This window comes from Tepidiphilus olei (genome assembly GCF_006980705.1).
Taxonomy (GTDB): domain Bacteria; phylum Pseudomonadota; class Gammaproteobacteria; order Burkholderiales; family Rhodocyclaceae; genus Tepidiphilus; species Tepidiphilus olei.
Window position 1 is genome coordinate 557,283 of the sequence record NZ_SBHO01000001.1, and the last position, 23,445, is coordinate 580,727.

20 protein-coding genes are annotated in these 23,445 nt (G+C 58.5%); 5 read left to right on the forward strand and 15 right to left on the reverse strand.

The window, feature by feature from the left end:
• Nucleotides 1–38: 38 nt before the first annotated feature.
• Together dcd and apbC are read right to left on the reverse strand one after the other, a co-directional pair.
• Entirely contained in the window at nucleotides 39–605 is a 567-nt protein-coding gene (gene dcd / locus EPD80_RS02680; protein WP_028874211.1) for a dCTP deaminase, read from the reverse strand.
• 85 nt (nucleotides 606–690) lie between these two features.
• Nucleotides 691–1,779, reverse strand: coding sequence for an iron-sulfur cluster carrier protein ApbC (gene apbC, locus EPD80_RS02685; RefSeq protein ID WP_142809177.1), 1,089 nt, complete (start codon nucleotides 1,777–1,779; stop codon nucleotides 691–693).
• A 229-nt stretch (nucleotides 1,780–2,008) separates the two neighbouring features.
• On the opposite strand from apbC, the gene EPD80_RS02690 reads away from it, so the two are divergent.
• Genes EPD80_RS02690 through EPD80_RS02700 form a run of 3 tightly spaced genes read left to right on the forward strand, consistent with a single transcriptional unit; the run spans nucleotide 2,009 to nucleotide 5,103 of the window.
• Nucleotides 2,009–2,854 carry a squalene/phytoene synthase family protein gene (locus EPD80_RS02690; protein ID WP_185957677.1) on the forward strand — a complete coding sequence of 282 codons (846 nt, stop codon included), beginning with the start codon at nucleotides 2,009–2,011 and terminating at the stop codon, nucleotides 2,852–2,854.
• A complete protein-coding gene (locus tag EPD80_RS02695) occupies nucleotides 2,851–4,170 on the forward strand; it encodes an FAD-dependent oxidoreductase (protein WP_142809181.1) in 1,320 nt (439 codons plus the stop codon). The genes EPD80_RS02690 and EPD80_RS02695 overlap by 4 nt, the downstream gene beginning before the upstream one ends.
• A gap of 27 nt (nucleotides 4,171–4,197) precedes the next feature.
• Nucleotides 4,198–5,103 (forward strand): DMT family transporter, encoded by a 906-nt coding sequence (locus EPD80_RS02700; RefSeq protein ID WP_142809183.1) that lies wholly within the window; start codon nucleotides 4,198–4,200, stop codon nucleotides 5,101–5,103.
• On the opposite strand, the gene EPD80_RS02705 is transcribed toward EPD80_RS02700, so the two are convergent.
• Nucleotides 5,097–5,792, reverse strand: coding sequence for an ABC transporter ATP-binding protein (locus tag EPD80_RS02705; protein ID WP_142809185.1), 696 nt, complete (start codon nucleotides 5,790–5,792; stop codon nucleotides 5,097–5,099). The two genes, EPD80_RS02700 and EPD80_RS02705, sit on opposite strands and share 7 nt — an antisense overlap.
• Here EPD80_RS02705 and EPD80_RS02710 point away from each other — a divergent pair.
• A complete protein-coding gene (locus EPD80_RS02710) occupies nucleotides 5,791–6,465 on the forward strand; it encodes an arylesterase (protein WP_142809187.1) in 675 nt (224 codons plus the stop codon). The two genes, EPD80_RS02705 and EPD80_RS02710, sit on opposite strands and share 2 nt — an antisense overlap.
• A gap of 13 nt (nucleotides 6,466–6,478) precedes the next feature.
• Here EPD80_RS02710 and selD read toward each other — a convergent pair whose 3' ends face one another.
• On the reverse strand, nucleotides 6,479–7,537 hold the full coding sequence (gene selD / locus EPD80_RS02715) for a selenide, water dikinase SelD (RefSeq protein WP_142809365.1): 1,059 nt from the start codon (nucleotides 7,535–7,537) through the stop codon (nucleotides 6,479–6,481).
• Nucleotides 7,538–7,586: 49 nt separating this feature from the next.
• Between selD and mnmH the strand changes: the two genes are divergently transcribed.
• Complete coding sequence (gene mnmH, locus EPD80_RS02720; protein WP_142809189.1) at nucleotides 7,587–8,705, forward strand: tRNA 2-selenouridine(34) synthase MnmH; 1,119 nt, start codon at nucleotides 7,587–7,589, stop codon at nucleotides 8,703–8,705.
• A 231-nt stretch (nucleotides 8,706–8,936) separates the two neighbouring features.
• On the opposite strand, the gene EPD80_RS02725 is transcribed toward mnmH, so the two are convergent.
• The 11 genes from EPD80_RS02725 to EPD80_RS02775 form a co-directional block, all read right to left on the reverse strand.
• A complete protein-coding gene (locus EPD80_RS02725; RefSeq protein ID WP_142809191.1) occupies nucleotides 8,937–10,565 on the reverse strand; it encodes a long-chain fatty acid--CoA ligase in 1,629 nt (542 codons plus the stop codon).
• Nucleotides 10,566–10,803: 238 nt separating this feature from the next.
• Nucleotides 10,804–12,435: a fatty acid--CoA ligase gene (locus EPD80_RS02730; RefSeq protein ID WP_142809193.1), complete on the reverse strand. Its 1,632-nt coding sequence runs from the start codon at nucleotides 12,433–12,435 to the stop codon at nucleotides 10,804–10,806.
• A 124-nt stretch (nucleotides 12,436–12,559) separates the two neighbouring features.
• Nucleotides 12,560–12,970 carry a PaaI family thioesterase gene (locus tag EPD80_RS02735; RefSeq protein ID WP_142809195.1) on the reverse strand — a complete coding sequence of 137 codons (411 nt, stop codon included), beginning with the start codon at nucleotides 12,968–12,970 and terminating at the stop codon, nucleotides 12,560–12,562.
• Between the two features lie 23 nt (nucleotides 12,971–12,993).
• The gene (locus tag EPD80_RS02740) at nucleotides 12,994–14,145 is read right to left on the reverse strand and encodes an acyl-CoA dehydrogenase family protein (RefSeq protein ID WP_142809197.1); all 1,152 of its coding nucleotides are present in this window, start codon (nucleotides 14,143–14,145) and stop codon (nucleotides 12,994–12,996) included.
• Nucleotide 14,146: 1 nt separating this feature from the next.
• Nucleotides 14,147–15,322: an acyl-CoA dehydrogenase family protein gene (locus EPD80_RS02745; RefSeq protein ID WP_142809199.1), complete on the reverse strand. Its 1,176-nt coding sequence runs from the start codon at nucleotides 15,320–15,322 to the stop codon at nucleotides 14,147–14,149.
• A gap of 17 nt (nucleotides 15,323–15,339) precedes the next feature.
• Nucleotides 15,340–17,277 (reverse strand): TRAP transporter permease, encoded by a 1,938-nt coding sequence (locus tag EPD80_RS02750; protein ID WP_142809200.1) that lies wholly within the window; start codon nucleotides 17,275–17,277, stop codon nucleotides 15,340–15,342.
• 251 nt (nucleotides 17,278–17,528) lie between these two features.
• Nucleotides 17,529–18,695: a TAXI family TRAP transporter solute-binding subunit gene (locus tag EPD80_RS02755; RefSeq protein ID WP_142809202.1), complete on the reverse strand. Its 1,167-nt coding sequence runs from the start codon at nucleotides 18,693–18,695 to the stop codon at nucleotides 17,529–17,531.
• A gap of 76 nt (nucleotides 18,696–18,771) precedes the next feature.
• Complete coding sequence (locus EPD80_RS02760; protein WP_142809204.1) at nucleotides 18,772–19,698, reverse strand: SDR family NAD(P)-dependent oxidoreductase; 927 nt, start codon at nucleotides 19,696–19,698, stop codon at nucleotides 18,772–18,774.
• Nucleotides 19,699–19,717: 19 nt separating this feature from the next.
• Nucleotides 19,718–20,473: an enoyl-CoA hydratase/isomerase family protein gene (locus tag EPD80_RS02765; protein ID WP_221928787.1), complete on the reverse strand. Its 756-nt coding sequence runs from the start codon at nucleotides 20,471–20,473 to the stop codon at nucleotides 19,718–19,720.
• A 1-nt stretch (nucleotide 20,474) separates the two neighbouring features.
• Nucleotides 20,475–21,326 (reverse strand): MaoC/PaaZ C-terminal domain-containing protein, encoded by an 852-nt coding sequence (locus tag EPD80_RS02770; RefSeq protein WP_142809208.1) that lies wholly within the window; start codon nucleotides 21,324–21,326, stop codon nucleotides 20,475–20,477.
• Entirely contained in the window at nucleotides 21,316–23,427 is a 2,112-nt protein-coding gene (locus tag EPD80_RS02775) for an acetate--CoA ligase family protein (protein ID WP_221928788.1), read from the reverse strand. Before EPD80_RS02775 ends, EPD80_RS02770 begins: the two co-directional genes overlap by 11 nt.
• Nucleotides 23,428–23,445 lie beyond the last annotated feature (18 nt).

Consider the following 23,445-nt stretch of genomic DNA (forward strand, 5'->3'; position numbering starts at 1 on the left):
AGATTCGGCAAAGGATGAAAAACGGTTACGTACGGCGATCAGAGTCGCGGCAAGGTCACGCCGCGCTGACCGAGGTACTTGCCGCCGCGGTCGCGATAGGAGGTCTCGCAGACTTCGTCGGACTCGAAGAAGATCATCTGCGCCACTCCTTCGTTGGCGTAGATCTTGGCCGGCAGCGGCGTGGTATTGGAAAATTCCAGCGTCACGTAGCCTTCCCATTCGGGCTCGAGCGGCGTGACGTTGACGATGATGCCGCAGCGCGCGTAAGTGCTCTTGCCCAGGCAGACGGTGAGGACGTTCCTCGGGATGCGGAAGTATTCCACCGTGCGGGCGAGTGCGAAGGAATTGGGCGGGATGATGCAGACTTCGCCCTTGAAATCGACGAAACTGCGCTCGTCGAAGGCCTTGGGATCGACGATGGTGGAGTTGATGTTGGTGAAGATCTTGAATTCGTCGGCACAGCGCACGTCGTAGCCGTAGCTCGAGGTGCCGTAGGAGACGATCTTGCCGCGCTCGGTCTGGCGCACGAGCTCGGGCGCGAAAGGTTCGATCATGCCGTGCTCTTGCGCCATGCGCCGTATCCAGCGATCCGATTTGATGCTCATCGTACTCCCGTTCGTGGCCTTGGTCGAAAACGGCGCGGCCGGCAACCCTGCACGCCCGCGATTGCCGCGAAGTGTACGCCAAAACTCAGCGGTTTTGCACCACGATGGTAGGGAATTTGTGGCTGAGATCGCGCGGCGAACGCGCAAGCGCCAGCGCCACGCGGCGGGCGATGTCGCGGTAACGCCCGACGAGGGGCCCTTCGGGCTCGGCCACGACGGTGGGCGTTCCCGAATCGGTTTCCTCGCGGATACGGATGTCGAGCGGTAGCGCCCCCAAGAACGGCAGACCATACTCCTGGGCCATGCGCTCTCCCCCGCCGCTGCCGAAGATGGGCTCGGCATGACCGCAGTTCGAGCAGACGTGGATGCTCATGTTCTCGACGAGCCCGAGGACCGGAACATTCACCTTCTGGAACATTCTCAATGCCTTGCGCGCGTCGAGCAGCGCGATGTCCTGTGGCGTGGTAACGATGAGCGCGCCGGTGAGCGGCGCTTTCTGCGACAGGGTGAGCTGGATGTCGCCCGTGCCCGGCGGCAGGTCGACGACGAGATAATCGAGTTCGTGCCAATTCGTCTGGGTGAGCAACTGCAGCAACGCCTGGGAGGCCATGGGCCCGCGCCAGATCATGGGCGTCTCGGGATCGACGAGAAAACCGATGGAATTGACCTGCAGGCCGTGCGCGCGCAGCGGCTCCATGCTCTTGCCGTCGGTCGATTCGGGTGGCTGATGCCCCAACCCCAGCATCTGGGGAATCGACGGGCCGTAGATGTCGGCATCGAGCACGCCCACGCGTGCGCCTTCGGCCGCGAGCGCCAAGGCGAGGTTCACCGCCGTAGTGCTCTTGCCCACCCCGCCCTTGCCGGAGGCCACTGCGATCACGTTGGCCACCCCGGGCAGGGGTTGCGTGCCGGGCGGGATCTTGTGGATCTCGATGCGGGAGAGAAGCTCGACCTGCACCGACGCCACGCCGGGCAGCCGGGCGAGCGCTTGCGTCACCGCCTCGCGCACTGTCTCCCCCAGCGTCGCCACCGGATAATCCAGGGCGAGGCGCACGCGCACCGTCCCTCCTTCGACCTCGAGCCCGACGATCGCCCTTTTACCCAAAGGAGTGCCGAGGTTGGGGTCGGGGATCGCGGCCAGCGTGTCGCGAAGGGTATCGGCTGAAAAGCTCATTGCAAGAACTCCGACAGAGGTTCGGGTATCATAGGGGACACCTCGAATGATCTTCAGCGTGGCCGCATGGCAGCGCTCTCCGCTACACGGATGGGCCCACGGGCGTGTCGCCCGGCGACTGCTCGTGACGGTTTTTCGAGGTGTGCATCGAAGCAGACACTTTTCGCCGATCTTACTGCAAAACCCGATACGGCAAACCCGCCGCCCTTCAGGGTTTCCAGGTCCGAGGATGATTCCAGACATCGAGCATTGCCGAGAACGTCTCGCCCGCCGTCCCAACGCCCGCTACTACAGCCTGCTGCTTCTGAAGGGCCCCCGGCGGGAGGCGCTTTTCGTACTCTACGCCCTCATCGACGCGCTCGAAGACGTCGTGCATTCCTGCCGTGAAACTCAGGTGACCCTTACGACCCTTGCCTGGTGGGCGAACGAAGTCGAAGCCGCCTTTGCCGGAACACCGACCCACCCCATCACGCGAGCGTTGCGCCTCGTGCTGGCGGACATGCCTTGGGAACGGGCTTTCTTCGACGAGCTGGTGCTCGCCGCGAGGCTGAGGGCGACGACGATGCGCTGCGCCTCCAGCGCCGAGCTGCAGCAACTGACCTATCGCCTGGGCGCGGTGCCCGCCTTGCTCACGGTGCGCGCCTTGGGCGGCATGGAGCGCGAGGCGCAACAGGCGGCCCAGGAATTGGGCATGGGACTGTCGCTTGCCGAACTCTTGCTCGGCGTCGGCGCGGACGCGCGCGCCGGCCGCATTCTGTTACCCGTGGAACAACTGCAGCGCCACGACGTGCCCGCGGAGCAGATCCTCGAGGGGCGCTGGAGCGAAGCCTTTGCGGCGCTGATGCGAGCCCAGGCCGAGCGGGTGCGGCACCACTTCCGTGCCGTCGACGAAATGGCCTCGCCGGGAATGCGCGAGGCGCTGCGCCCGCTGATGGCACGGCGTACGGTGACCGAAGCCCTGCTCGCCGAAGCCGAGGCTCTCGACTATCGGCTGCTCGATCGTCGCCTCGAGCTGCCTCCGCTGCGGCAGTTGTGGCTGACCTGGCGCGGCTGGCGGCGAAAGCCCGGCCGATGAGCGCTGGTGAAGAAATCGTCGCGAGCGGTTCGCGCGGGCGGCGCCCGGAGCGCGGCGACGAGACCTATCGGGCAGATCCGCAAGGAACACGCACCGCGCAACGAAGCAATCGGGCTGCGCGACGGAGTGATTCACAGGCTCTGCAGGTGGCGGTTATCGGCGCAGGGGTGGCAGGGCTGGTATGTGCACTGCGCCTGGCAGAAGCCGGAGCCAAGGTGGCGGTCTTCGAGCGCGCGCCGCGGTTGGACGCGGGAACGTCCTGCCTGAGCGCGGAGATTCTGCCCCTGTGGGGGGCGAGCCTTCATCTCTTTGCTTGTGCCCGCCGGCTGGGCCTGTCACCACGCCGCTTGAGGACGATCGCGCCGACATGGTCGGTGGCCGGTGCCGGGACGGTCATCCTGCGCACGCGCTGGAGCGGACTGGAAGTATGGGTCGAGCCAGAGGGGATGCTCTCTGGCGCGGCACGGCGCGCGGCCGGCCGAGCCCTGAGGCGGCTGCTGCGCGCCGGCCGGCACGGCGCAAGCACCCTGCCCGACGTGCCGCTTGCCCAGGCGGCGCTGCCTTGGGGCGGCGAGGAGGGACTTCGTCTGCTGTGGCGCCCATTGTGTCGTCTTCTGTGTCTCACGGCGGCCGAAGAAACCCCCCTGCCCCGCCTCGCCCGCCTTCTCGCCGCTGTGCTGGGTACGAGGCTCCAACGCCAATGGGTCCAGTTACCCGATTCCTTCGTCGAATGGTTCTCCGTACCGCTCACTCGTACTTTGGGGCGTTGCGGCAGCGAGGTGGCGATCGCCGCGCCGGTGCACACCCTGGAGCCCTGTGACGGCGGATGGCGCCTGCCTCAGACCGACGGCCGACGATTCGATCACGTCGTCCTCGCCGTCGCTCCTTGGGATGCGGCAGTTCTGCTCCGAGAAATCCAGGGGCTCGGTGCACTACGCCACCGGCTCTCGAACTGGCCGAAAACCTCACTCTGGAGCACGATCCTGTCACGCCCTTCCGGCGAATGGCGTTTCACCCCGGCAGCCGATGCCTGGTGTGCGCCAGCCGGAGGCGCCCGCACGGGATGGGCTAGCCTTGATCGGCCCTCTGCGGAACGTCTCGCACCCCTGGGTACGGCAGCGATCGAGGAACCCTGGCATGATTTCCTCCTGCCTCTGCCAGAGTCCTCTTCCCTGACCCCGGACATCGCTCCAGGTCTCTGGCTTGCTGGTGGATGGCTGGCGTCAGCGCCGACTTTTGCAGGGCCGGAAGCGTCGGCCGCGAGCGGCTGGCATACCGCCGATGCAATCTTGAACGCAGAAACGGTGGCAGGATAGCAAGCGGATGTTGATTCCTACTACCCCATGATGCGATTTTCCCGCGACCATTTCCTGCTCCTGCTCGTTGCCGCCATCTGGGGCAGTACCTTCGTTGCCCAGCGCCAGGCCATGACCACCATGGAGCCATTTTCCTTCAACATGGCCCGTTTTGCGCTGGCGGCGTCCTTTCTCCTGCCGATGTGGTGGTGGTATGAACGCCCTTGGGGCCGCGTACCCTTGCGACGCTGGATTCGGGCCTCGACGATCACGGGAACCCTACTCTTTGGTGGATTTGCCTTACAACAGATCGGTTTGCTCGAAACGACCGCCTCGAATGCAGCCTTCATCACCGCGAGCTACATCGTCTTCGTCCCCTTGTTCGGTTTGCTGCAAGGGATCCGCCCGCCAAAACTATTCTGGTATGCCCTATCCGCATGCATCCTCGGGCTCTATTTACTCTCGACCCAAGGAGGGTTGAAAATTCACCGTGGGGATGCGTTCGAATTGGCCGGTTCCTTTTTCTGGGCAGCTCACGTCATTGCCCTCAGCCGCTACGGCCGACATTTGTCCCCCATTGGCCTGACGGCGGGACAATTCCTCGTGGCAACGCTGCTGTCCGCGCCGGTGGCCCTTTTTTGGGAGCGTCCAACCATCGAGGACGTGACGGCAACCCTAGGCCCCATCCTTTGGGCGGGGATCCTCTCCAGTGCTCTGGCCTTTACCTTACAGGTGGTCGCTCTGCGCACCGTACGCCCGACACACGCGGTGCTGATCCTCTCGCTCGAGAGCGTATTTGCGGCACTAGCCGGTGCGCTCTGGCTCGGCGAGACGTTGAGCGCACGCCAATGGCTGGGGGCCGCCATTTTGCTGATGGGTATTTTTTTGGCTCAATGGCACGAAACGTCCCGCGAGGAAGCTCTGAAGCGTGCCGAGACGCGCATACCTCATTGAACGAGTCGTCCCGCGTGCATTTTCAGGACACGATCGCATCGTGCTGCCAAGCTGGGATCATGCGTGACGAGCACGAGCGTGGTGCCTTCCCGCGCCCGCAAGGAGAACATCAGTTCGATCACCGCCTCTCCCGTGGCCGTGTCGAGGTTACCCGTCGGCTCATCGGCGAGAATCACCTTGGGCGAAGTGACGAACGCGCGCGCCAGAGCCACACGCTGCTGCTCGCCGCCCGAGAGCGTGCGTGGGTCGTGATGCAACCGGTGCGCCAAGCCGACGCGTTCCAGCCATTCCCGGGCTTTCTCCTGCGCAGCCGCAACACCACCGAGTTCCAGCGGCAACGCGACGTTTTCCAGGGCGCTCAGGGTCGGCAGGAGCTGAAAATCCTGAAAAACGAAGCCGATCGTACGCCCCCGCAGAGCCGCGCGTTCGTCTTCGTCCAGTGCGAAGATCGACGCTCCAGCGAGTCGAACCTCGCCGCTGGTCGGCGAATCCAGTCCCGCGAGCAAGCCGAGTAAGGTAGACTTCCCCGAACCGGAGGAGCCGACGATCGCCACTGCCTCGCCCTGCGAGACGCTGAGATCGACGTCGTCGAGAATGACGAGAGGGGGGTCGTCCCGACGGGACACGACTTTACGGAGTTTTTCGGCGCTCAAGATCACGTTCTTCGTTTGCGGAGTTTGTTCACCCATGCCTTCCTTTCCTTCCTTGTCTCGAATTAGACGTCTTGTTGCCCACACGATTTTCCTGGCACTCGTCTGCGTCACTTCCCCCGTTGCCGCGGCCACCCTCCTCGTGTTCGGCGACAGCCTCTCGGCCGGTTATGGTCTACCCCCAAAGAGCGGCTGGCCACATTTGCTGCAGGACAAGCTCGATACCCTCGAACCCGGGATGCACCGGGTCATCGACGCGAGTGTCTCCGGGGAAACGAGCGCCGGAGGGGCTGCCCGCTTGCCGGCGCTCCTTGAGCGACACCGACCCGATGTGCTCGTCCTCGCACTGGGCGCCAATGATGGCCTGAGGGGGCTTCCCCCTGCAGCCATGGAGGCGAACTTAGAGCGCATGATCCGCATGGCGCGCCAAGCCGGCTGCGAAGTCGTGCTCGTAGGTATGAGGCTACCTCCCAACCTCGGGCCGGATTACACGGCCGAATTCGAAGCGGTCTATTCGCGCCTCGCGGCCCGCCATCCCGTGCATTTCGTCCCTTTCTTGCTCGAGGCGATCGCGCTCGACCCTGACGCGTTCCAGGAAGACGGACTGCATCCCGTGCTGGAGGCCGTGCCCAAGTTGCTCGAGACGGTGTGGCCGGCGATCGCCACGGCGCTGGAGGCGGTGCGCAAACGCAGCGCCACCTCCGGGCGTTGAAACACGGTGCATTTCAGCGCAGCATGACGCGCGGCACGGGCGCTTCGACGATCTCGCCGATCTTCCACCCGCCCAGCGCCTGATGGGCGCGGATCTCGGCGATCACTCCCTCGGCTGCCTCGGGCGAACAGGCGATCAGCAGCCCTCCGCTCGTTTGCGGATCGGTGAGCAAGGTACGCCACAGCGCTTCCTCGGATTCCTCTTCGGCGAGCGGCGACAGATCGACCTCCTCGCCGTAACTCGCCCAGTTGCGCTTGGAAGCCCCCGTGGCTACCCCCTCTGCGGCATATCGCCGGGCGCTGGCGAGCACGGGAATCGCCTCCCGGTCGAGCACCGCCGACGCGCCGCTCGCACGGCAGATTTCCAAGAGATGTCCTGCCAGGCCGAAGCCGGTGACGTCGGTCATGGCGTGCACCGCCTCGCGACTGGCGAGCGCCTGCCCGGCGCGGTTGAGCGTCATCGTCCACAGCCGCATCTCGGCGTATTCGCTGCCGGAGAGCCGACCCTGCTTGAGCGCCGCCGAGAGGATGCCGATGCCCAAGGGTTTGCTCAGGATCAGCACGTCGCCCGGCTGCGCCCCGCCGTTGGTCTTCACCTGCTCGGGATGCACCACGCCCAACGCCACCAGGCCGTAGATGGGTTCAACGGTGTCGATCGAATGCCCGCCGGCGAGCGGAATGCCCGCCTCGCGGCACACGCTCGCGCCGCCTTCCAGAATGCGCGTGATCGCCTCCTCGGGCAACTTGCCGACCGGCATGCCGACGATCGCCAGCGCCAAAATCGGCCGCCCCCCCATGGCATAGACGTCGGAGAGCGCATTGGTGGCAGCGATGCGGCCGAAATCGTAGGGGTCGTCGACCACGGGCGTGAAGAAATCGGTGGTGGCGACGATCGCCAAATCCTCGCGCACGCGGTAGACTGCCGCATCGTCGCTCGCCTCGGTGCCCACGAGCAGCTCCGGCGGACACAGCCCCGGTGGCAGCGAACCGAGCAGGCGCTGCAGCACCGCCGGCGCAATCTTGCAACCGCAGCCGCCGCCGTGGGCCCATTCGGTGAGCCGGATGCCGTGCACCGCCGCCTTCGTTCCTTCCGCTCGTTCCATATCGACCTCCTCGCTATCCATGGCCGCCAAAGACAAAGACAGGATTGTACCGCTCGAACGAATCGAGGAATTCGACACGATCATCGACGCGCGCTCCCCGTCCGAATTCCTCGAAGACCACCTCCCCGGTGCGATCAATCTGCCGGTGCTCGACGACACCGAACGGCGGATCGTCGGCACCATTTACAAGCAACGCTCGGCTTTCGAGGCACGCCGGCTCGGCGCCGCCTGGGTGGCCAAGAATCTCGCGCGCCACTTGCAGGAGCGCCTGCAGCAGTACCCTCCTTCATGGCGCCCCCTCATCTACTGCTGGCGCGGCGGGCAGCGCAGCGCCGCCTTCGTCACCTGGTTGCGCCTGATCGGCTGGCCAGCGGCACAACTGGCCGGCGGCTACAAGACCTATCGCCGCTGGGTGTTGGAGCGGCTCGTCGATCTGCCGGGGCGCTTTGCCTGGCGGGTGCTCGCCGGGCCCACCGGTTCGGGCAAGACGCGCGTGCTGCAGGCGCTCGCCCAACGAGGTCACCAGGTGCTCGATCTGGAGGCGCTCGCGCGCCATCGCGGCTCCATCCTCGGCACCTGGCCCGGAGGAGAATCACAGCCCTCGCAGAAAGCCTTCGACACGGCGCTCGTGGCGGCGCTGCGTCGGTTCGACCCACAAAAACCCGTCTTCGTCGAAGCCGAGAGCAAGCGCATCGGCCTGCTGCAGCTCCCCGATGCGCTCCACGAGGCGATCCGGCTCGCCCCGATGATCGTGCTCGACACCCCCCACGAGTGCCGCATGCAGCTCCTGCTCGAAGACTATGCCTGGCTGGGCGACAAGCCCGAGGCGCTCGCGCGGCGGCTCGAACGATTCAAAGGCTTCGTCCCGAACGAGACCTTGCGCCGCTGGCAGGAACTCGCCCTTCGCCGTGATCTGGCGACGCTCTTTGCCGAGCTCATCGCCCGGCATTACGACCCACTCTACCGCCGCTCGCTTGCCCGCCACCCCGAGCTTGGGCAAGCTCCAAAAGTGCGACTCGTCGGACTGAATGCCAGCGCACTGGATACTGCTTGCAGGGAGATCGAGATCTGGGGGGTGGATTTCAACCTCGCTGGATATCACCCAGCTTCCTGTCTCTGCGCTCCATCTGATCGATGAAAGTACGCTACACCCGCCCGCTCTGCAACGGCTTCTCTCCGGTTCTTGTCCATCGGCTCGCAGTTGCGCTTTGCTTCGTTCGCTGTGATCAACTTACGGAAGGACTTTCACCTCCAAGAGTGCGCCCGTGCCGGGCGCACACACATGAATAACCCGCGGATTACTCCGCGGGTTATTCTCGATTCAACGAAGCGCCAGCGTCAGCTTCATCGGAAAGGCGTATCAGCCGTTTTACTCATTCCACTTCCAGTCCTTGAACTGCTCGCGCAATTTAGTTTTTTGGAATTTGCCGACACTGGTTTTTGGTACTTCGTCGACAAAAACGATGGCATCAGGAATCCACCACTTGGCAAACTTCCTGCCTAGAAACTCTTGTAGCTCTTCGGGAGTGACCTTGCCGTGGTATTCCTCCTTCAGCACGACCGCTGCCAGAGGACGTTCCTGCCACTTCGGATGAGGAATGGCAACGACAGCCGCTTCGGCTACTGCTGGATGTGCCATCAGCGTATTCTCGAGGTCGACCGAACTGATCCACTCGCCACCGGACTTGATCAGATCTTTCGTGCGGTCGCGAATTTCGATGTAACCCTCGGGATCAATGCAGGCCACATCCCCTGTCTTGAACCATCCGTCTTCGGTCCAGCGATCCGTCGCATCGGGGTTGTTGTAATAGGAAGCTGCAACCCACGGGCCACGCACCTGCAGTTCGCCCATGGTTTGTCCATCCCAAGCCCCCTCTTCACCCGAGTCGGTCATGATGCGCGCCTCGACGAAAGGTGAGGGAAGCCCCTGTTTAGCGCGATAGGCGTACTTTTTGTCCTCGGGCCAATCCAACATATAACTCTTGAGTCGGCTTACCGAACCGAGCGGTGTGGTCTCGGTCATCCCCCAGGCGTGGATGATCTCGATACCATGGCGGTCCATCGACCGGATCAATGCTTCCGGCGTGGGTGCCCCTCCTACGGTCAGGCGCAACCCAGGAGCGAGCTTCCAACGCCCGGGGTTCTTTTCGAGCAACTGCTGCGCGCCCAGCCAAATCGTCGGCACGCCGGCGGCAAAGGTAACCTGCTCTTTTTCGAAGAGGTCGAGCAGACTCTGAGGATCGAGATGTGGCCCGGGGAAAACTTGTTTGGTTCCGACCATGGTGGCAACGAAAGGCACCCCCCAAGCATTGGCATGAAACATCGGGACCACCGGCAAGGCCACGTCATGTTGAGTCAAACCCATCGCTCCAGCCAAGCCTGCAGCGAAGGAATGCAGCACGACTGCTCGGTGAGAATAGGCAACTCCCTTGGGCTTTCCCGTCGTGCCCGACGTATAGCACATGCCCAGAGTATCGTGTTCGTCTAGGGCAGGATACTGGAAATCCCCCATCGCCGTTTTTAAGAAATCTTCATAATTTTCGTAGCCTTCAGGAATCGGTTTTCCTGTGAGTGGAACAACGAAGACGCGCTCGATCTTCACCCGATCCTTGAATTTTTCATACAGCGGCAACAGAACGTCGTCGACGATGAGGAAACGATCGTCCGCATGAGTAACAATATAGGTCAAATCGTCCGGATGCAGGCGCAGATTCAAGGTATGCAAAACCCCTCCAGCCACGGGGATGCCGAAATAAGCCTCGAGGTGGGCATAGTGGTTCCACATCAAGGTTGCGACACGATCGCCTTTCTTGAGGCCAGCACGATGAAGCGCTTCGGCCAAGGCCCGCGCACGCCGGTAAAAATCGGCATACGTGTGGCGATGTAGTGTCTTGTCGGGCAAGTTCGAGACAATCTCGACCTTACCAAACAATTTACCCGCCCGCTCAAGGATGGGAACCAAGGTCAAGGGATAATGATCCATCATCGTGCTACGCATAGGTCTCCTCCTTGTTGATAGGTCGAACCAAACAAAATTCATTATAAAACTCATTAGCTCTTATCGACAAGGGCGTTAGCCAAAAAGCGTTTCTGACTCGCAAAACCGCTACAAACGGCCATAGAACCAAGCCCCCAGCATAAAGTTGGGGGCTACTCGAAGAGAAGAGATACTCCTCCTATCCTCAAAAATTGCATCCTATGGCCGTGCGGCCCTTGCCCTTATGACTGAAAGCGGATCATTCCCCCCGCAACGCCCGTTTGTTGATCTTGCCAACGCTCGTCTTAGGAATCTCCTCGACGAGCCGAATCTGCTCCGGAACGGCGTATTTCGAGATGTGTCCCTCATCAGCTGCATGCTGTAAGGCCGCACGTACCGCTTCGGCCGTGACCGCACCTGGGCTAGTGGGTACGACGAAGGCCATCGGCCGCTCGCCCCAGCGCGCGTCGGGCACTCCGATCACGGCCGCTTCGGCCACCCCTGGCACTTTCAAGATCAAGCTTTCCAGTTCGAGCGAACTGATCCATTCTCCGCCCGACTTGATCACGTCCTTCAGCCGGTCGGTGATGCGCAGATACCCATCCGGATCGATGACGCCAATATCGCCCGTATGTAACCACCCGCCCCGCCACAGCCGCTCCGAGTTCTCTGGATCGTGTAAGTAGCCTTGCGTGAGCCAAGGGGCGCGCACGACGACCTCACCGGCGCTCTTGCCATCATGGGGCAAATCATTCATATCTGCATCGACGACGCGCAATTGCACCAGGGGGATGGGACGCCCCGTTTTCGAGCGCTGCGTTGCTTGACGGTCCAAATCCCATGAGAGCATCTCCTTGCGCAAGAAGGAGATCGTCAGCACGGGGCAAGTCTCGGACATGCCATAGCCGGTCACGACGTCGATGCCACGCTCCAGAGCCGCCTTGGCCAGCGCCTGCGGCAAGGCCGAACCTCCGATGATGATTTTCCAGCGCGATAGATCCACTGTCTTTGCGGCTGGGCTCATCAGCAGCATCTGCAAGATCGTCGGCACGCAGTGCGAAAAGGTGACGCCTTCCTCCGCATAGAGGCGCAGCAAACGGTCGGGCAAATAGCGGCCGGGATAGACCTGGCGCAAGCCAAGACTCGTCGCCACATAAGGCATCCCCCATGCATGAACATGGAACATCGGCGTGATCGGCATATAGACGTCGTCGGCATCGAGCCGACAGTGTGCCGCCTGTCCTAATGCGATCTGGCAGGCGAGGGTATGCAACACCAGCTGGCGATGGCTGAAGAATACCCCTTTGGGCAAGCCCGTCGTTCCGGTGGTGTAGAAGGTTGTCGCTCGTGTATCTTCCGAAAAATCAGGGAAGGCAAACTCCGGAGAAGCCTGCTGCAGCAAATCCTCGTATTCACCGACCAGCGTGAGCTTCGTCGTCGGCCTCGTGGACGCATCGTTGAGGAGGATGATTTTTTTGACGGTCGTGAGCTTGTCGGCAATGCTCTCCAAGATCGGCAAGAACTCGCCGTTGACAAGCAGCACGTCGTCGCGGGCATGATTGATGGTATAGAGAATCTGGTCTGCGGACAGACGGACGTTGATCATGTGCAAGACGGCGCCCATCATCGGTACGGCATAGAAGCATTCCAGGTACCGATGGGTATCCCAGTCCATCACGCCGACCGTGCATCCGGGCTCGACGCCGAGGCTGGCCAACACCCCGGCCAGACGGCCGACACGCTCGCGCATTTGCCGATAGCTCAGACAATGATCGGCATAGGCGATTTGTTGCTGGGGGGAATCTTCCACGGCGCGATCGAGCAGGTGCTTGATCAGGAGAGGATAAGGATAGGCGGACGCTGTCCGTTCGACGAGGCCAGTCTCAGTCATGACATTCCTTTTGAATTATTGGGATCGCCAAGAAAAAACAGAATTCAAGTATAAAGAGGCACCGACGGCAAAGCAACTACCGTCGGCGCTTCTTTCAGGAGAGATACATCCAGCGATACGCCCCTCAGTTGTCGCGCAGGAGGAAGGAAGCGCGCCCGAGCGCGGCCAGGCGCCCTTCGCTGTCGCTTACGCTGCCGGTACATACGGCAATGTTACGTCCCTTCTTGACGAGCTCCGCCGCCGCCGTGAGGCGACCGACTCCACTTGGCCGCAGAAAACTGACATTGAGATCGATCGTATTGGGTCGCACGTCGCGCTGATAACCTGCGCGTACGCTCGTACCCATGACAGTGTCTAGTAAAACACAATAGACGCCTCCATGTACCATGCCATAGGCTTGGAGCAAATGGGCATCGACTTCAAGCGAAACCACGGCATTTCCTTTATCGTCGAGCGCAGTAATCTCCATGCCAATGAAATTACGGAAGGGGTTGTTACGACTCCAGGCGATCTCGTCTTCCAAGGTCCAACTCATGGCTATTTCCCTTTTCGGCATATTCAACGGGGTAGATGAAGCACGTTCGTTGCCAGAATGTTGCGCTGGATCTCGTTGCTCCCTCCGTAAATCGTAGCCGGCCGCGCGTTGTAGAACGTCGAGAGCACGTCGACTTCACCTGCGGCCGTCGGCAAGGGCTCGGCGCTCGCCCCGGCTGTGCCGGCAATCTCGACCAGAAGATCAGCCAGACGCGAGAAAGTCTCCGTGGCGAAAATTTTCAGCATCGAGACATCCGGGCCGAGTGGCTCACCACGGCGTACCTGCTCGACGAACCGGCCATAGAGTGCGCTCAGATCTTCGACGTCGAGCGCGAGCTTGACATAGCGATCGACGAAGCCTTGATCAGCAAAGAGCCCCAAGCCCACCGCGGCATCGCGTAAGCGTTGCAGGGCATATTGGCTCTGTTTGGGACTACCAAGGAAGAGGCGCTCGAAGCCTAAAAGCGCCTTGGCGATGCCCCATCCCTGGTTGAGTTCGCCGACGAGGTTTTCCTTGGGCACGCGTACTTCGTCGAAGAAGACTTCGCAAAATTCCTCATGGCCCGCCAAGGTCCGGATGGGGCGCACACGAATGCCCGGCGTGTTCATGTCAGCCAAGAGAAAGCTGATCCCCTCTTGTTTTTTTGCCTGTTTATCGGTTCGCACCAACAAAAAAATGTGAGTGGCATCCTGGGCAAGCGTCGTCCAGATCTTCTGACCATTGACGACGAAATGATCCCCCTCCAATCTAGCCTCAGTCCGCAGACTGGCCAAGTCTGAACCGGCATTGGGTTCGGAATACCCTTGGCACCAGATATGCTCGCCCGCCAAAATCTTGGGAAGGTAATAGTCTTTTTGTGCCTGGGTACCATGGCGGATGAGCAGTGGTCCAACCATGACGATGCCCATGTCCGGAGCGCGTCCTACGCCATAGCGCTCCTGCTCTTCGATGAAAATGATGAGCTTGTTGGGCTCCAAACCCATGCCGCCGTATTCCACTGGCCAGTTGGGCGCAACCCAACCCTGCCGGTACAAAGTGAGGTACCAATCCTTGATCTCGTGCCAGCGCAGACGCCGCTTGGGATAACGCAAGTGCTGGGGATAGTGTTGTTCGAAGAAACGGCGCACGGTGAGGCGAAACGTTTCGTCATCGAGCGCATTCCAATCCGTGCTCATCTCATCGCTCTCCAGTCGGGACCAGTTCGTTATCCAAAGTCGCATAGCGCCGCCGTTGCTGCGCTGCATTACCCAACCAGGCAGACAGCACCAAGGCGCGTTGCACATAGAGACTCAAGTCGTATTCGTCGGTAAAACCGATGGCCCCATGCATCTGCACCGCTTCGCGCGCGACGTGTAAGGCCGCGTCGCTGGCCCTGGCCTTGGCGCGCGCCGCCAGTCGCGAACGCACCGATGGCGGCACCCCTTCAGCGAGCGCCTTGAGCGCCTCCGCCACCACGGCCTCGGTCAGCGAGCGCTGGATCCACAGATCCACCGCTCGATGTTGCAGGGCTTGAAAGCTGCCGATGGGACGGTCGAATTGGCGGCGAGTACATAGATACTCTAAAGTCATCGACACCATATTCCGAACGAGCGCAAGCAATTCTACGGCAGTCATTACCATGGCTACATCGTATGCGTAGGCAAACGCTCGTTGGGCCGCTTCACCACGGGCAAGTATCTGCCCATCGCTCACAGACACACGAGGGAAATTAACCCTGCCTTCAAAGGTTCCATCTGCCATGGGTACAGAGAAAACCTCGATTCCAGGGGTTTCACACGGCAAAAGGACGATCGCTGGTGTGCCATCATCAAAACGGGCTGTCACGATCAACGAAGTGGCTCCTGCCCCAGGTCGTACGTGATATTTAGTACCAGCAACCAAGAAGCCTGAATCATCGGAAGACAGAATCCGGGCAGATCCATCAAATGGATCTAAATTTCCAGTACGATCGTTTTGCCAAGCAACGACTGGCAGAGACTGCCCGGTAATCAAACGTTCGAGTTCCTTACGCGCCAATTCCACATCTGCGCTGTTTTGCAAAAGGGAAGCAGAAAAAATACCCACAGAGACATAAGGTTCTGGAGCTACATGTTCGGCTAAAGCGTCAACAACGCACGCCGTTTCAATTGGTCCCAACCCAAGTCCACCTAATGATTCAGGAACAAATAAACCTATCCATCCTTGTTCAGCTATGGAGGTCCATAATTCCATATCAAAACCAGGAACGACTGAACGCAAAGCTCTGACACGTGCCCTAGGCATATTTTTGATTGCAAAATCATGAACCGTATCATATATCAAGCGAGCTTGATCATCGCCCGAAGCATTTTTGGTTCCTAAGATTGAATCCACTTTCCCCCCCTTTAAAATCAACCAGATTTATAAATGCTTTTACCATTAATGCGTAAAAAACCACCTATTAAAAAAAGCACAAACAGGAAAATAGCAATAATATCAGTTTTCCAACCTGGCACCAAGAAACAAAGACCAGAAATACCTAAAATCAATCGTGACACATAACCCAATAATCCCACACGCCAGAAAAAACCTTCAACGGCAGCCGAAAGAAGAAAGACGGCCAGCGTTGTAGTCAATACAGCTTGAATCAAGGCAGACCAAGATCCACGCAGCAATAGAGCCGGCTCTAAAATAAAGATTACAGGAAGCAGGAACAATAGAGAACCGACACGTAAAGCATAAAAACCAGTGACTATAGGATTGGCTTTGGCTATAGTAGAGGCAGCAATGGCAGCTAAAGCAACCGGTGGCGTAATAAAAGAAACCATCCCCCAATAGAAAATATATAAATGAGCAGCCATGGGATCAATCCCAATTTGAACCAATGCTGGAGCAAGAACTATGGCTAAAAATATATAGCAAGCCGAAGCAGTCATTCCAATACCAAGCACAAAACTAGTAAACGCTCCTACAAGAAGCAATAACCATAAATTATCCCCTGCGATTTGCACGAGTTCACGAGAAAAAGAGTTGGCTACACCAGTGATCGACATCGAACCAATGATAAGCCCAATTCCTGCAATCAAACCCACAATTTGAGCAATTGATTGGCCAATCTCAACAACGAGAGTTACAAATCTCCTCATATCAAATCGCAGAGAATGTCGACGAAATAGAGCAATCACAATGAGAAAGAGGCTTACCCAATAAGGAACTTCGTTCTGAGCCGGCATCATCAACAACATGAAGGTCAAGATAATTAATGCTACTAAATAGTACCAACCACCCAACAAAGTGGTGCGCAAAGACGGCAATTCTTCAGTAGGTAAGCCGCGCAACCCCTTTCTTGCAGCATAGCAATCAGTTTGTAATATCAAAAAAACGTAATAAAATACTGCAGGGATAAACGCGGAAACAACCACGTGGCTATAAGGAACATTGAGGAAACTGGCCATGATAAAGGCTGCAGTTCCCATTACCGGGGGCATAATAGTGCCACCAGTCGAAGCACATGCTTCCACGGCAGCAGCATAAGTTGGCGAGTACCCGCACCGAATCATGGCCGGTATGGTGAGCGAACCAGTAGTCATCACGTTTGACGTGGGACTACCTGAAAGTGAACCAAACAAACCTGAGGAGACAATGGCTACCTTAGCCGGACCTCCCCTGCGACTACCCATCAATGAATTAGCAAAATCCATGAAGAATGCGCCACCTCCAGTACCTGCCAAAACGACACCAAAAACCAAGAATCCAATGAGAGTATCACAAACTACCTGCATAGGAACACCGATGATCCCCTCCATCCCAAAAACATGTTCACTAACGGTCTGGGAAAAAGTTAATTCAACACCCCAGAGAAAGCCAGGCATTTTCCCTGCATAAAGCGGAAAAGTAGCAAAGAGAAGACAAAATATAAAAAGAAATTTGCCGCCTGTACGCCTTAGCGCTTCGAGTGAAAGCGCAACGTAAATCGTTGCTATAACAACAGCTTCAATTGGAGCGCCTTGATTCCATCCGCGGTCTATTATGTATTGTGCTTTTATGGAAATCCATACGGAACAAAAAAACCACACAAATGTCATTAACCAGTCATAAATTTGAGGTCGATCTTGATTCTTTCTTGCCGGAAAGAAAAGAAAAACCAACCCTCCGAAAATACCAATCATCAAATAATAATAAGCTGTGCTAATAAGCTGAAATCCAGCAAAGCGTAAGTTGAAAACTTGATTGATGGTCAACAATAATCCAAAAATTGTCACAAAAAAAACCCACCAAAATGATAACCCACTCAACCTCCCAGACTTATAAATCTCTGCATTGATTATCCTTTCTCTGAATCGTTCCATCTCCCCCCCCCCGCTCAAACATCAAGTAATTTCAAGTTATGCTGTCAATTCTTGAATCATTAAAACGACATCAGAATGAATTTCATAATTAATGCATCTGCAGACAAAAATGGATGGAAGTATTTCAATCATTCAAGATCAAATTACCTTAAATGAAACAATACTTTCATGCAAAATCTGATCAAGTCAATTTTTTTCGATCGATCAATCAAATGAGAGAAAATAAATCAAAATCATAATTTTTATAAACATTAAATACTTTTTATTATTTCATTTCTACGGACCTGCCAAACCTGCGAAACACGTTCAGGATCTGCCGAGCGACTAAATTCTTTTTCCATCATTTCGCGCCACGCAGCCTGCAATGCGCGATGGCGTTCGATACGTTGTTCATTCCAAAGCTGGTATTCATTGGTCCAAATTCCTTTTTCACGAAAATAACGAACTGCGCCTTCGTGGAAAGCCGCCCCTGTTGGAGGCGTCCCACTCGTTTCTATAGCCCAACGCTTCATAATAGGGGCCGTTTCTTTGTATAAGTCATAAGTTTTATCAATCGCCTTGACAAGACTATATACGATACTCGGATCTACATCCGCGCGAGTAGAAATTTGCGGGTAACGGTATCCTACCAACCAAACCGGTGCGTCCTCTGACAAACCCGCTCCAATTGTTTCACGAATCGGCGCACAATACGGTACGATTTCTTGGAGTTTACGCCAACCTTCGGCATGATTGGGATCGAGTTCGATCCATTGCAAACCATAAGGACTAGCTTCGAGCTCCCGCAGCAACGGCGCTTGTGGCACTACACCAGTCACGTCAGCTCGCCCTTCTATCAAGGCTTTGTACGTGGCTGAATAACTCGGCACTTCCACTAATTCCAAGTCGTCCCATGTCAATCCCGCAAAAGCCAATATTCCTTCTGTTTTTGCATTTGCCGAAGTATTCGCTTTGGCAATAGCAAAGCGTTTTCCTTTTATATCTTCCAGTTTTTTTACATTGCTACGTTTTGTTGCAGCCAAACCATAAGAATGTGGTCTGCCCAGCAGCACTCTCACATCCTGAGGGCCAACATCAGGTGCAGCATATTCATATAACCCCTCTGAAGCGAAAAAAAGCTCGTCGGCCAGCCATGCAAAATCAAGCCTTCTTTCCAGAAGAGGTTTGATTCGTCCCAAAGAAGTACCAGATGGTTGGAGACGTACTCTGGTACCATAAACTTTGCCCAAAGCATCGGCCATGGCTGATGCTTCGACATAGCCTGTCGATCCCAGATCATATGTACTCCAAATCATCGTCGTAGGCAAAGTGGCATCACTCGCCGCAGATGCCGACCGAGCATAAAGCAATAAATTTGTCGAACCCAATGCAGTCGCTATGGACATCGTTTTGAGAAAATCCCTTCGATTCATGCTCATTACATTCTCCGAGAATTTCGTGACTAGCTCCAGAATTTTATGATTGTTCCTCTACCTTTCTGAATGAGTCCTCGCATCACACCGGATCCCAAGAAAACACGTCCGCGCTGCGCTCAAGGGGAACGAAGGAAGCCTGCAGCGCAGGCATACCGTGCTCGGCAATGAGGGATGGCGTCCAACCCTCGCCGCGGTGGATCGAGCGAATCGGTCGGTTTTGGCTGATGAGGAAGATCTCGTTCATGCGCGTGGCGAAGATCTGCCCCGTTACGTTTGCCGCTTTGTCGGAGGCGAGATAGACGGCAAGCGGTGCATTCTTGTCCGGCGTCATGCGTTGCAGTTTCTCCACCCGCGCTTTTTGCTCCGGCGTGTCCGTCGGAATCGAACTCGTCATGCGGCTCCAAGCAAAAGGAGCGATGCAGTTGGAGCGCACGTTGTAGCGCGCCATGTCAAGCGCGATGGATTTGGACAGGGCCGCGATGCCGAGCTTGGCTGCCGCATAGTTCGCCTGGCCGAAGTTGCCGATCAACCCCGAGGTACTCGTCATATGCACGTAGGCGCCGCTTTCTTGTTTGCGGAAATGCTCGGCCGCGGCGCGGCTGATGTAGAAACTGCCGTTCAGATGCACATTGATGACAGCGAGCCAATCCTCCGGCGACATCTTGTGAAAGATCATGTCGCGCAGAATGCCCGCATTATTGACCACGACGTCGATGTGTCCGAAGTGATCGAGCGCAGCCTCGACGCTACGCTTGGCCGCAGCCCATTCGGCAACGCTCTCCGTGCTGATCGCAGCCCGCCCCCCTTTTTCCTCGATGAGGCGTTTCGTCTCTTCGGCCGGCGTCTCAGAGCCGCCTTCGCCAGTCAAAGACACACCGATATCGTTGATCAGTACGTCCGCCCCTGCTTCGGCCATCGCCAGGGCGATCGCCCGTCCGATGCCGCCGCCCGCCCCCGTGACCAGCGCGACTTTCCCTTGCAGTAGTTTCTCTGTATTGCTTTGCATGATACTTCTCTCCTCGTCGTCAACGTCCCATGAATTTCGCGGTTCTTTTTTCCAGAAATGCTGCGCGCCCTTCGCGGTGATCTTCCGTGAGCATCAAGGCTGCTTGTACTTCACGCTCCCAGTCGAGTACCTCTTCCAGTCCGCGCAGAAAGTGCTGCTTCGTAAGCTGAAATGGCAGAGGGGCCACTTCACTGAGGCGGCGCGCGCACGCGCAGGCCACGGTCAAGACCGCGTCGTCCTCGACCATCCGATCGATCAAGCCGATCGCCAAGGCGTCCTGCGCCTCAATCGGTTCACCATAGAGCAGCATCTGTCGTGCCCGCCCATCGCCGATGCGCCGCGCAAGCGTGTGGAGTAATCCAAGATCGGCGATCAAGCCGACCCGACCGAAGGGCGCAGAGAATTTTGCTCCTCGACCTGCCACCACCGTGTCGCACAAAAGCGCCAAAGAAAGCCCGGCGCCCGCGGCCCACCCCTGGACGGCGGCAACGATCGGCTTGGAATAGGCGGCCAATGTGCGCACCAAGGCATGCGTCTCGGCGAAACGCGCCCGTGCCTGGGCCCAGGTTTCGACCTGCATCTGGGCAAGATTGCCGCCGGCACAGAAATGCCCCCCTGCCCCTGTGAGTACGAGGGCGCGGACTGCGGCATCGGCCACGTTGCGTTGCAGCGCTTCCTGTAGCTGCGCCCGCACCACCGGCGAGAAGGCGTTCCGGCTCGTGGGATCGTCCAGCGTCAACACGGCGATCCCTTCTTCGATCGTCTCATGGAGCATGTCAGGCAAACTCCGCTTTGCCATTGTTGATCACCACCACGTCCCGCTCGAGGACGCGGGCGCGGAAGGAACCATCGCGCCACATCTCGGTGCGAATCGTCTCCCCGGGAAATACGGGCGCAGAGAAGCGCAGGTCGAGCGCGCGCAAGCGTGTGGCGTCATAGTCGGCAAAGGTGCGGATGAGCGCGTGTGTTACCACGCCCAAAGTGCACAACCCGTGCAGAATGGGACGAGGAAATCCCGCTTTCGCCGCCACCGACGGATCCGAATGCAAGGGGTTGTCGTCCCCGTTGAGGCGATAATAGAGTGCCTGTTCCGGCCGAGTGGACAGATCGAGATGCAGCTCGGGTGCCGTGTCGGGCAAAGGATGCGGCTCTTTGACTGGCCCCGAGGGGCCACCAAATCCCCCGTCGCCGCGCAGGAAGGTCGTGGAAGTGGCCGTGGCATACAATGTGCCATCCGAGCCGCGCACCTCTTTCTCCGAATAGAGCAGTGCGCCTTTGCCCGCGCCTTTGTCGACGAGGCCGGTAACGCGGGTCTTGCCCACGAACTCCCCTTCGACCGGCAAGGGGCGATGGATGCGAAAACCTTGTTCCCCGTGCACCAAGCGCACTGCGTCCACCCCCGTTTCGGGGTTGCGCAACCAGAAACCCGGATGACCGATGACCACGACCATGGAAGGCATTGTCTTCATTTGCGGGCGCAAGGGGTCGACGAAATCGAGCTGTCGCTCGTCCAACGGATCCTGACCAAGACCAATGGAGAGGGCATAAAAGGCGGAATCGCGCTTGGTACGCCGTTCCCGCACTTCGGGAATGGGGAAATTGAGGAGCTTGTGATAATCAATGGCCATGGTTCTCTCCGATTTCGATCAAGGCATCGACCGCATAGGCCCCCTGCCCCGCAGGAAGCACGATCACGGGGTTGAGATCGATCGAGGCAAGCCGAGGTCCGGCTTGATGGGCAAACACCGACAGCCTGGCCAACATTTCAGCCAGCGCCTGAATATCGGCAGGCGGCCGACCACGCGCGCCTTCGAGAAGCGGCGCCCCTTGTAAACCACGAATCAATTCGAGCGCCACATCCACCCCAAAAGGACAGCGGCGGAAGGCGACGTCTTTGACGATCTCGACGAAGATTCCCCCCAAACCCACCATGGCCACCGGTCCGAACACGGGATCGCAATGGACTCCGAGGATGCATTCGACCCCATCACGCAACTGCTTGGCTACCAACACTCCTTCGATCCGTGCCTCGGGATGATGGGCTCTGGCCCGCTCCAACAAGGTCGAGAACCCCTGGCGCACGGCCTGGGCGTCCTCGACATCGAGCAACACTCCTCCGATTTCCGATTTATGGAGAATATCGGGCGAGGCGATTTTGAGGACGACGGGATAGCCGATGTGTTCGGCGGCTGCGACCGCTTCATCGGCACTGGTACATAGCCGCTCGGGCACGGTCGCGATCCCGATCTGCTGCAAGAGCGCCTTGGCAGCAGCCTCGCTGGGCGTCGCACCAGGAAGTGCGATGGAAGGGACCGACGGCGGGGCAGCGCGCGGTTTTTCTGCAAAGGCTTCGCCATAGCGCCCCATGGCTGCAATCGCGAGCGTTGCTTGCGCTGGATCGGCGAAGACAGTAAACCCTGCCGCTTCAAAAGGCCTGATACTCGCGTTGTCACCCACTGCACACAAGACATAGAGACGATCGGGATAAGTCTCTCGCAGCCGCTTCAATTCCTCGAGCAAGACGGCAGCCAGCTGCGGAGAGGAGATGGTGTAAGTCAGGAAGAAAATGATTGAGGGATAACCCCCTTCGGCCAGCACCGCCTGTGAGAAATTGCGCAAAATCGAGAGATCATTGACGAACTGCGCCGTACAATCGACCGGATTGCGCGGCGATGCGATCGGCAGCAGCGCTTTGAGCCGGCGCTGCGTCTCCTCGGGCATCGGGGGCATGGGCAGACCACATTCTTCGGCGGTGTCGGAGATGACGGCCCCACCTCCCCCGCTCACCGTGATGACGCCTAGGGAATTATTGACCGGGAAGATACGGCGTGTGGCCAAATGGGCGACGTCGAGCAGATCCGTGCTCGTATGGGCGCGATAGGCCCCCAGCTCGGCCAGCACCGCGCTCATCACCTTATCGTCGCCCGCGATCGAAGCCGTATGAGAGCGTACCGCCGCACTTCCGACTTGACTGCGACCGACTTTCATTACGGCCACGGGTTTTTTTGCCTGGCGCGCGGCCTCGAGGGCGGCGATGAACCCTTCGCCGTCATTGATCGCTTCGGCGTAGACCACGATGACGTCGATTCCATCGTCCTCGACCATGTAGGAGACGACGTCGGACACCGTAATGTCGCTCTCATTGCCGGTCATCACCGCGGCCGCCACGCCGATTTCTCGCTCTCGCAGCATCGCTACCAAGTGACAGCAATACGCTCCCGATTGGCTCGCAAAACCGATTCGTCCCAACGGGGGGAAACCCGAAATGAAGAGAGAAGGGAATGTGCCGAAAAAACCGCTGCGCAGATCGAAGACACCAAAGGCGTTGGGTCCGAGCAGACGCATACCATGCTCACGCGCTACGGCGACTAGTCGGCTCTGAGATGCCTCATCGCCGACTTCGGCGAATCCCGAGCTGAAGAGGATGGCGACTTTCGTTCCCCTCTTGGCCAGTTTTTCTACCGCTTTTTGGACTTGGACTGCCGGTACGGCGATAATGGCTGCTTCCGGCACCTCGGGCAGATCGTCGATACTCGGGTATGCGCGCAAGCCCTGGATCTCAGCGCGATTCGGATTGATGGGATAGATTTTTCCTTGGTACCCCATGGCCAAGGTCGACGCGATGGGTCGCCCTCCGATGCGGGTAGGATCGGCGGACGCACCGATGATGGCCACTGAACGCGGGGCCAACAATGCTCTGAGGTCTTGCTTGTTTATCTTTGGGATCACCCTACCCTCCTTGAACGT

Bases quoted from the DNA above. Each gene is read 5' to 3' on its own strand.
- mnmH (WP_142809189.1), top strand. From the start codon at position 7,587: ATGGCCGCCAAAGACAAAGACAGGATTGTACCGCTCGAACGAATCGAG.
- EPD80_RS02740 (WP_142809197.1), bottom strand. From the start codon at position 14,145: ATGAGCACGGATTGGAATGCGCTCGATGACGAAACGTTTCGCCTCACC.
- EPD80_RS02730 (WP_142809193.1), bottom strand. From the start codon at position 12,435: ATGACTGAGACTGGCCTCGTCGAACGGACAGCGTCCGCCTATCCTTAT.
- EPD80_RS02735 (WP_142809195.1), bottom strand. From the start codon at position 12,970: ATGAGTTGGACCTTGGAAGACGAGATCGCCTGGAGTCGTAACAACCCC.
- EPD80_RS02690 (WP_185957677.1), top strand. From the start codon at position 2,009: ATGATTCCAGACATCGAGCATTGCCGAGAACGTCTCGCCCGCCGTCCC.
- EPD80_RS02760 (WP_142809204.1), bottom strand. From the start codon at position 19,698: ATGCAAAGCAATACAGAGAAACTACTGCAAGGGAAAGTCGCGCTGGTC.
- EPD80_RS02705 (WP_142809185.1), bottom strand. From the start codon at position 5,792: ATGGGTGAACAAACTCCGCAAACGAAGAACGTGATCTTGAGCGCCGAA.
- apbC (WP_142809177.1), bottom strand. From the start codon at position 1,779: ATGAGCTTTTCAGCCGATACCCTTCGCGACACGCTGGCCGCGATCCCC.
- EPD80_RS02710 (WP_142809187.1), top strand. From the start codon at position 5,791: ATGCCTTCCTTTCCTTCCTTGTCTCGAATTAGACGTCTTGTTGCCCAC.
- EPD80_RS02765 (WP_221928787.1), bottom strand. From the start codon at position 20,473: ATGCTCCATGAGACGATCGAAGAAGGGATCGCCGTGTTGACGCTGGAC.
- EPD80_RS02725 (WP_142809191.1), bottom strand. From the start codon at position 10,565: ATGCGTAGCACGATGATGGATCATTATCCCTTGACCTTGGTTCCCATC.
- EPD80_RS02695 (WP_142809181.1), top strand. From the start codon at position 2,851: ATGAGCGCTGGTGAAGAAATCGTCGCGAGCGGTTCGCGCGGGCGGCGC.
- EPD80_RS02700 (WP_142809183.1), top strand. From the start codon at position 4,198: ATGATGCGATTTTCCCGCGACCATTTCCTGCTCCTGCTCGTTGCCGCC.
- EPD80_RS02750 (WP_142809200.1), bottom strand. From the start codon at position 17,277: ATGGAACGATTCAGAGAAAGGATAATCAATGCAGAGATTTATAAGTCT.
- EPD80_RS02755 (WP_142809202.1), bottom strand. From the start codon at position 18,695: ATGAGCATGAATCGAAGGGATTTTCTCAAAACGATGTCCATAGCGACT.
- EPD80_RS02770 (WP_142809208.1), bottom strand. From the start codon at position 21,326: ATGGCCATTGATTATCACAAGCTCCTCAATTTCCCCATTCCCGAAGTG.
- dcd (WP_028874211.1), bottom strand. From the start codon at position 605: ATGAGCATCAAATCGGATCGCTGGATACGGCGCATGGCGCAAGAGCAC.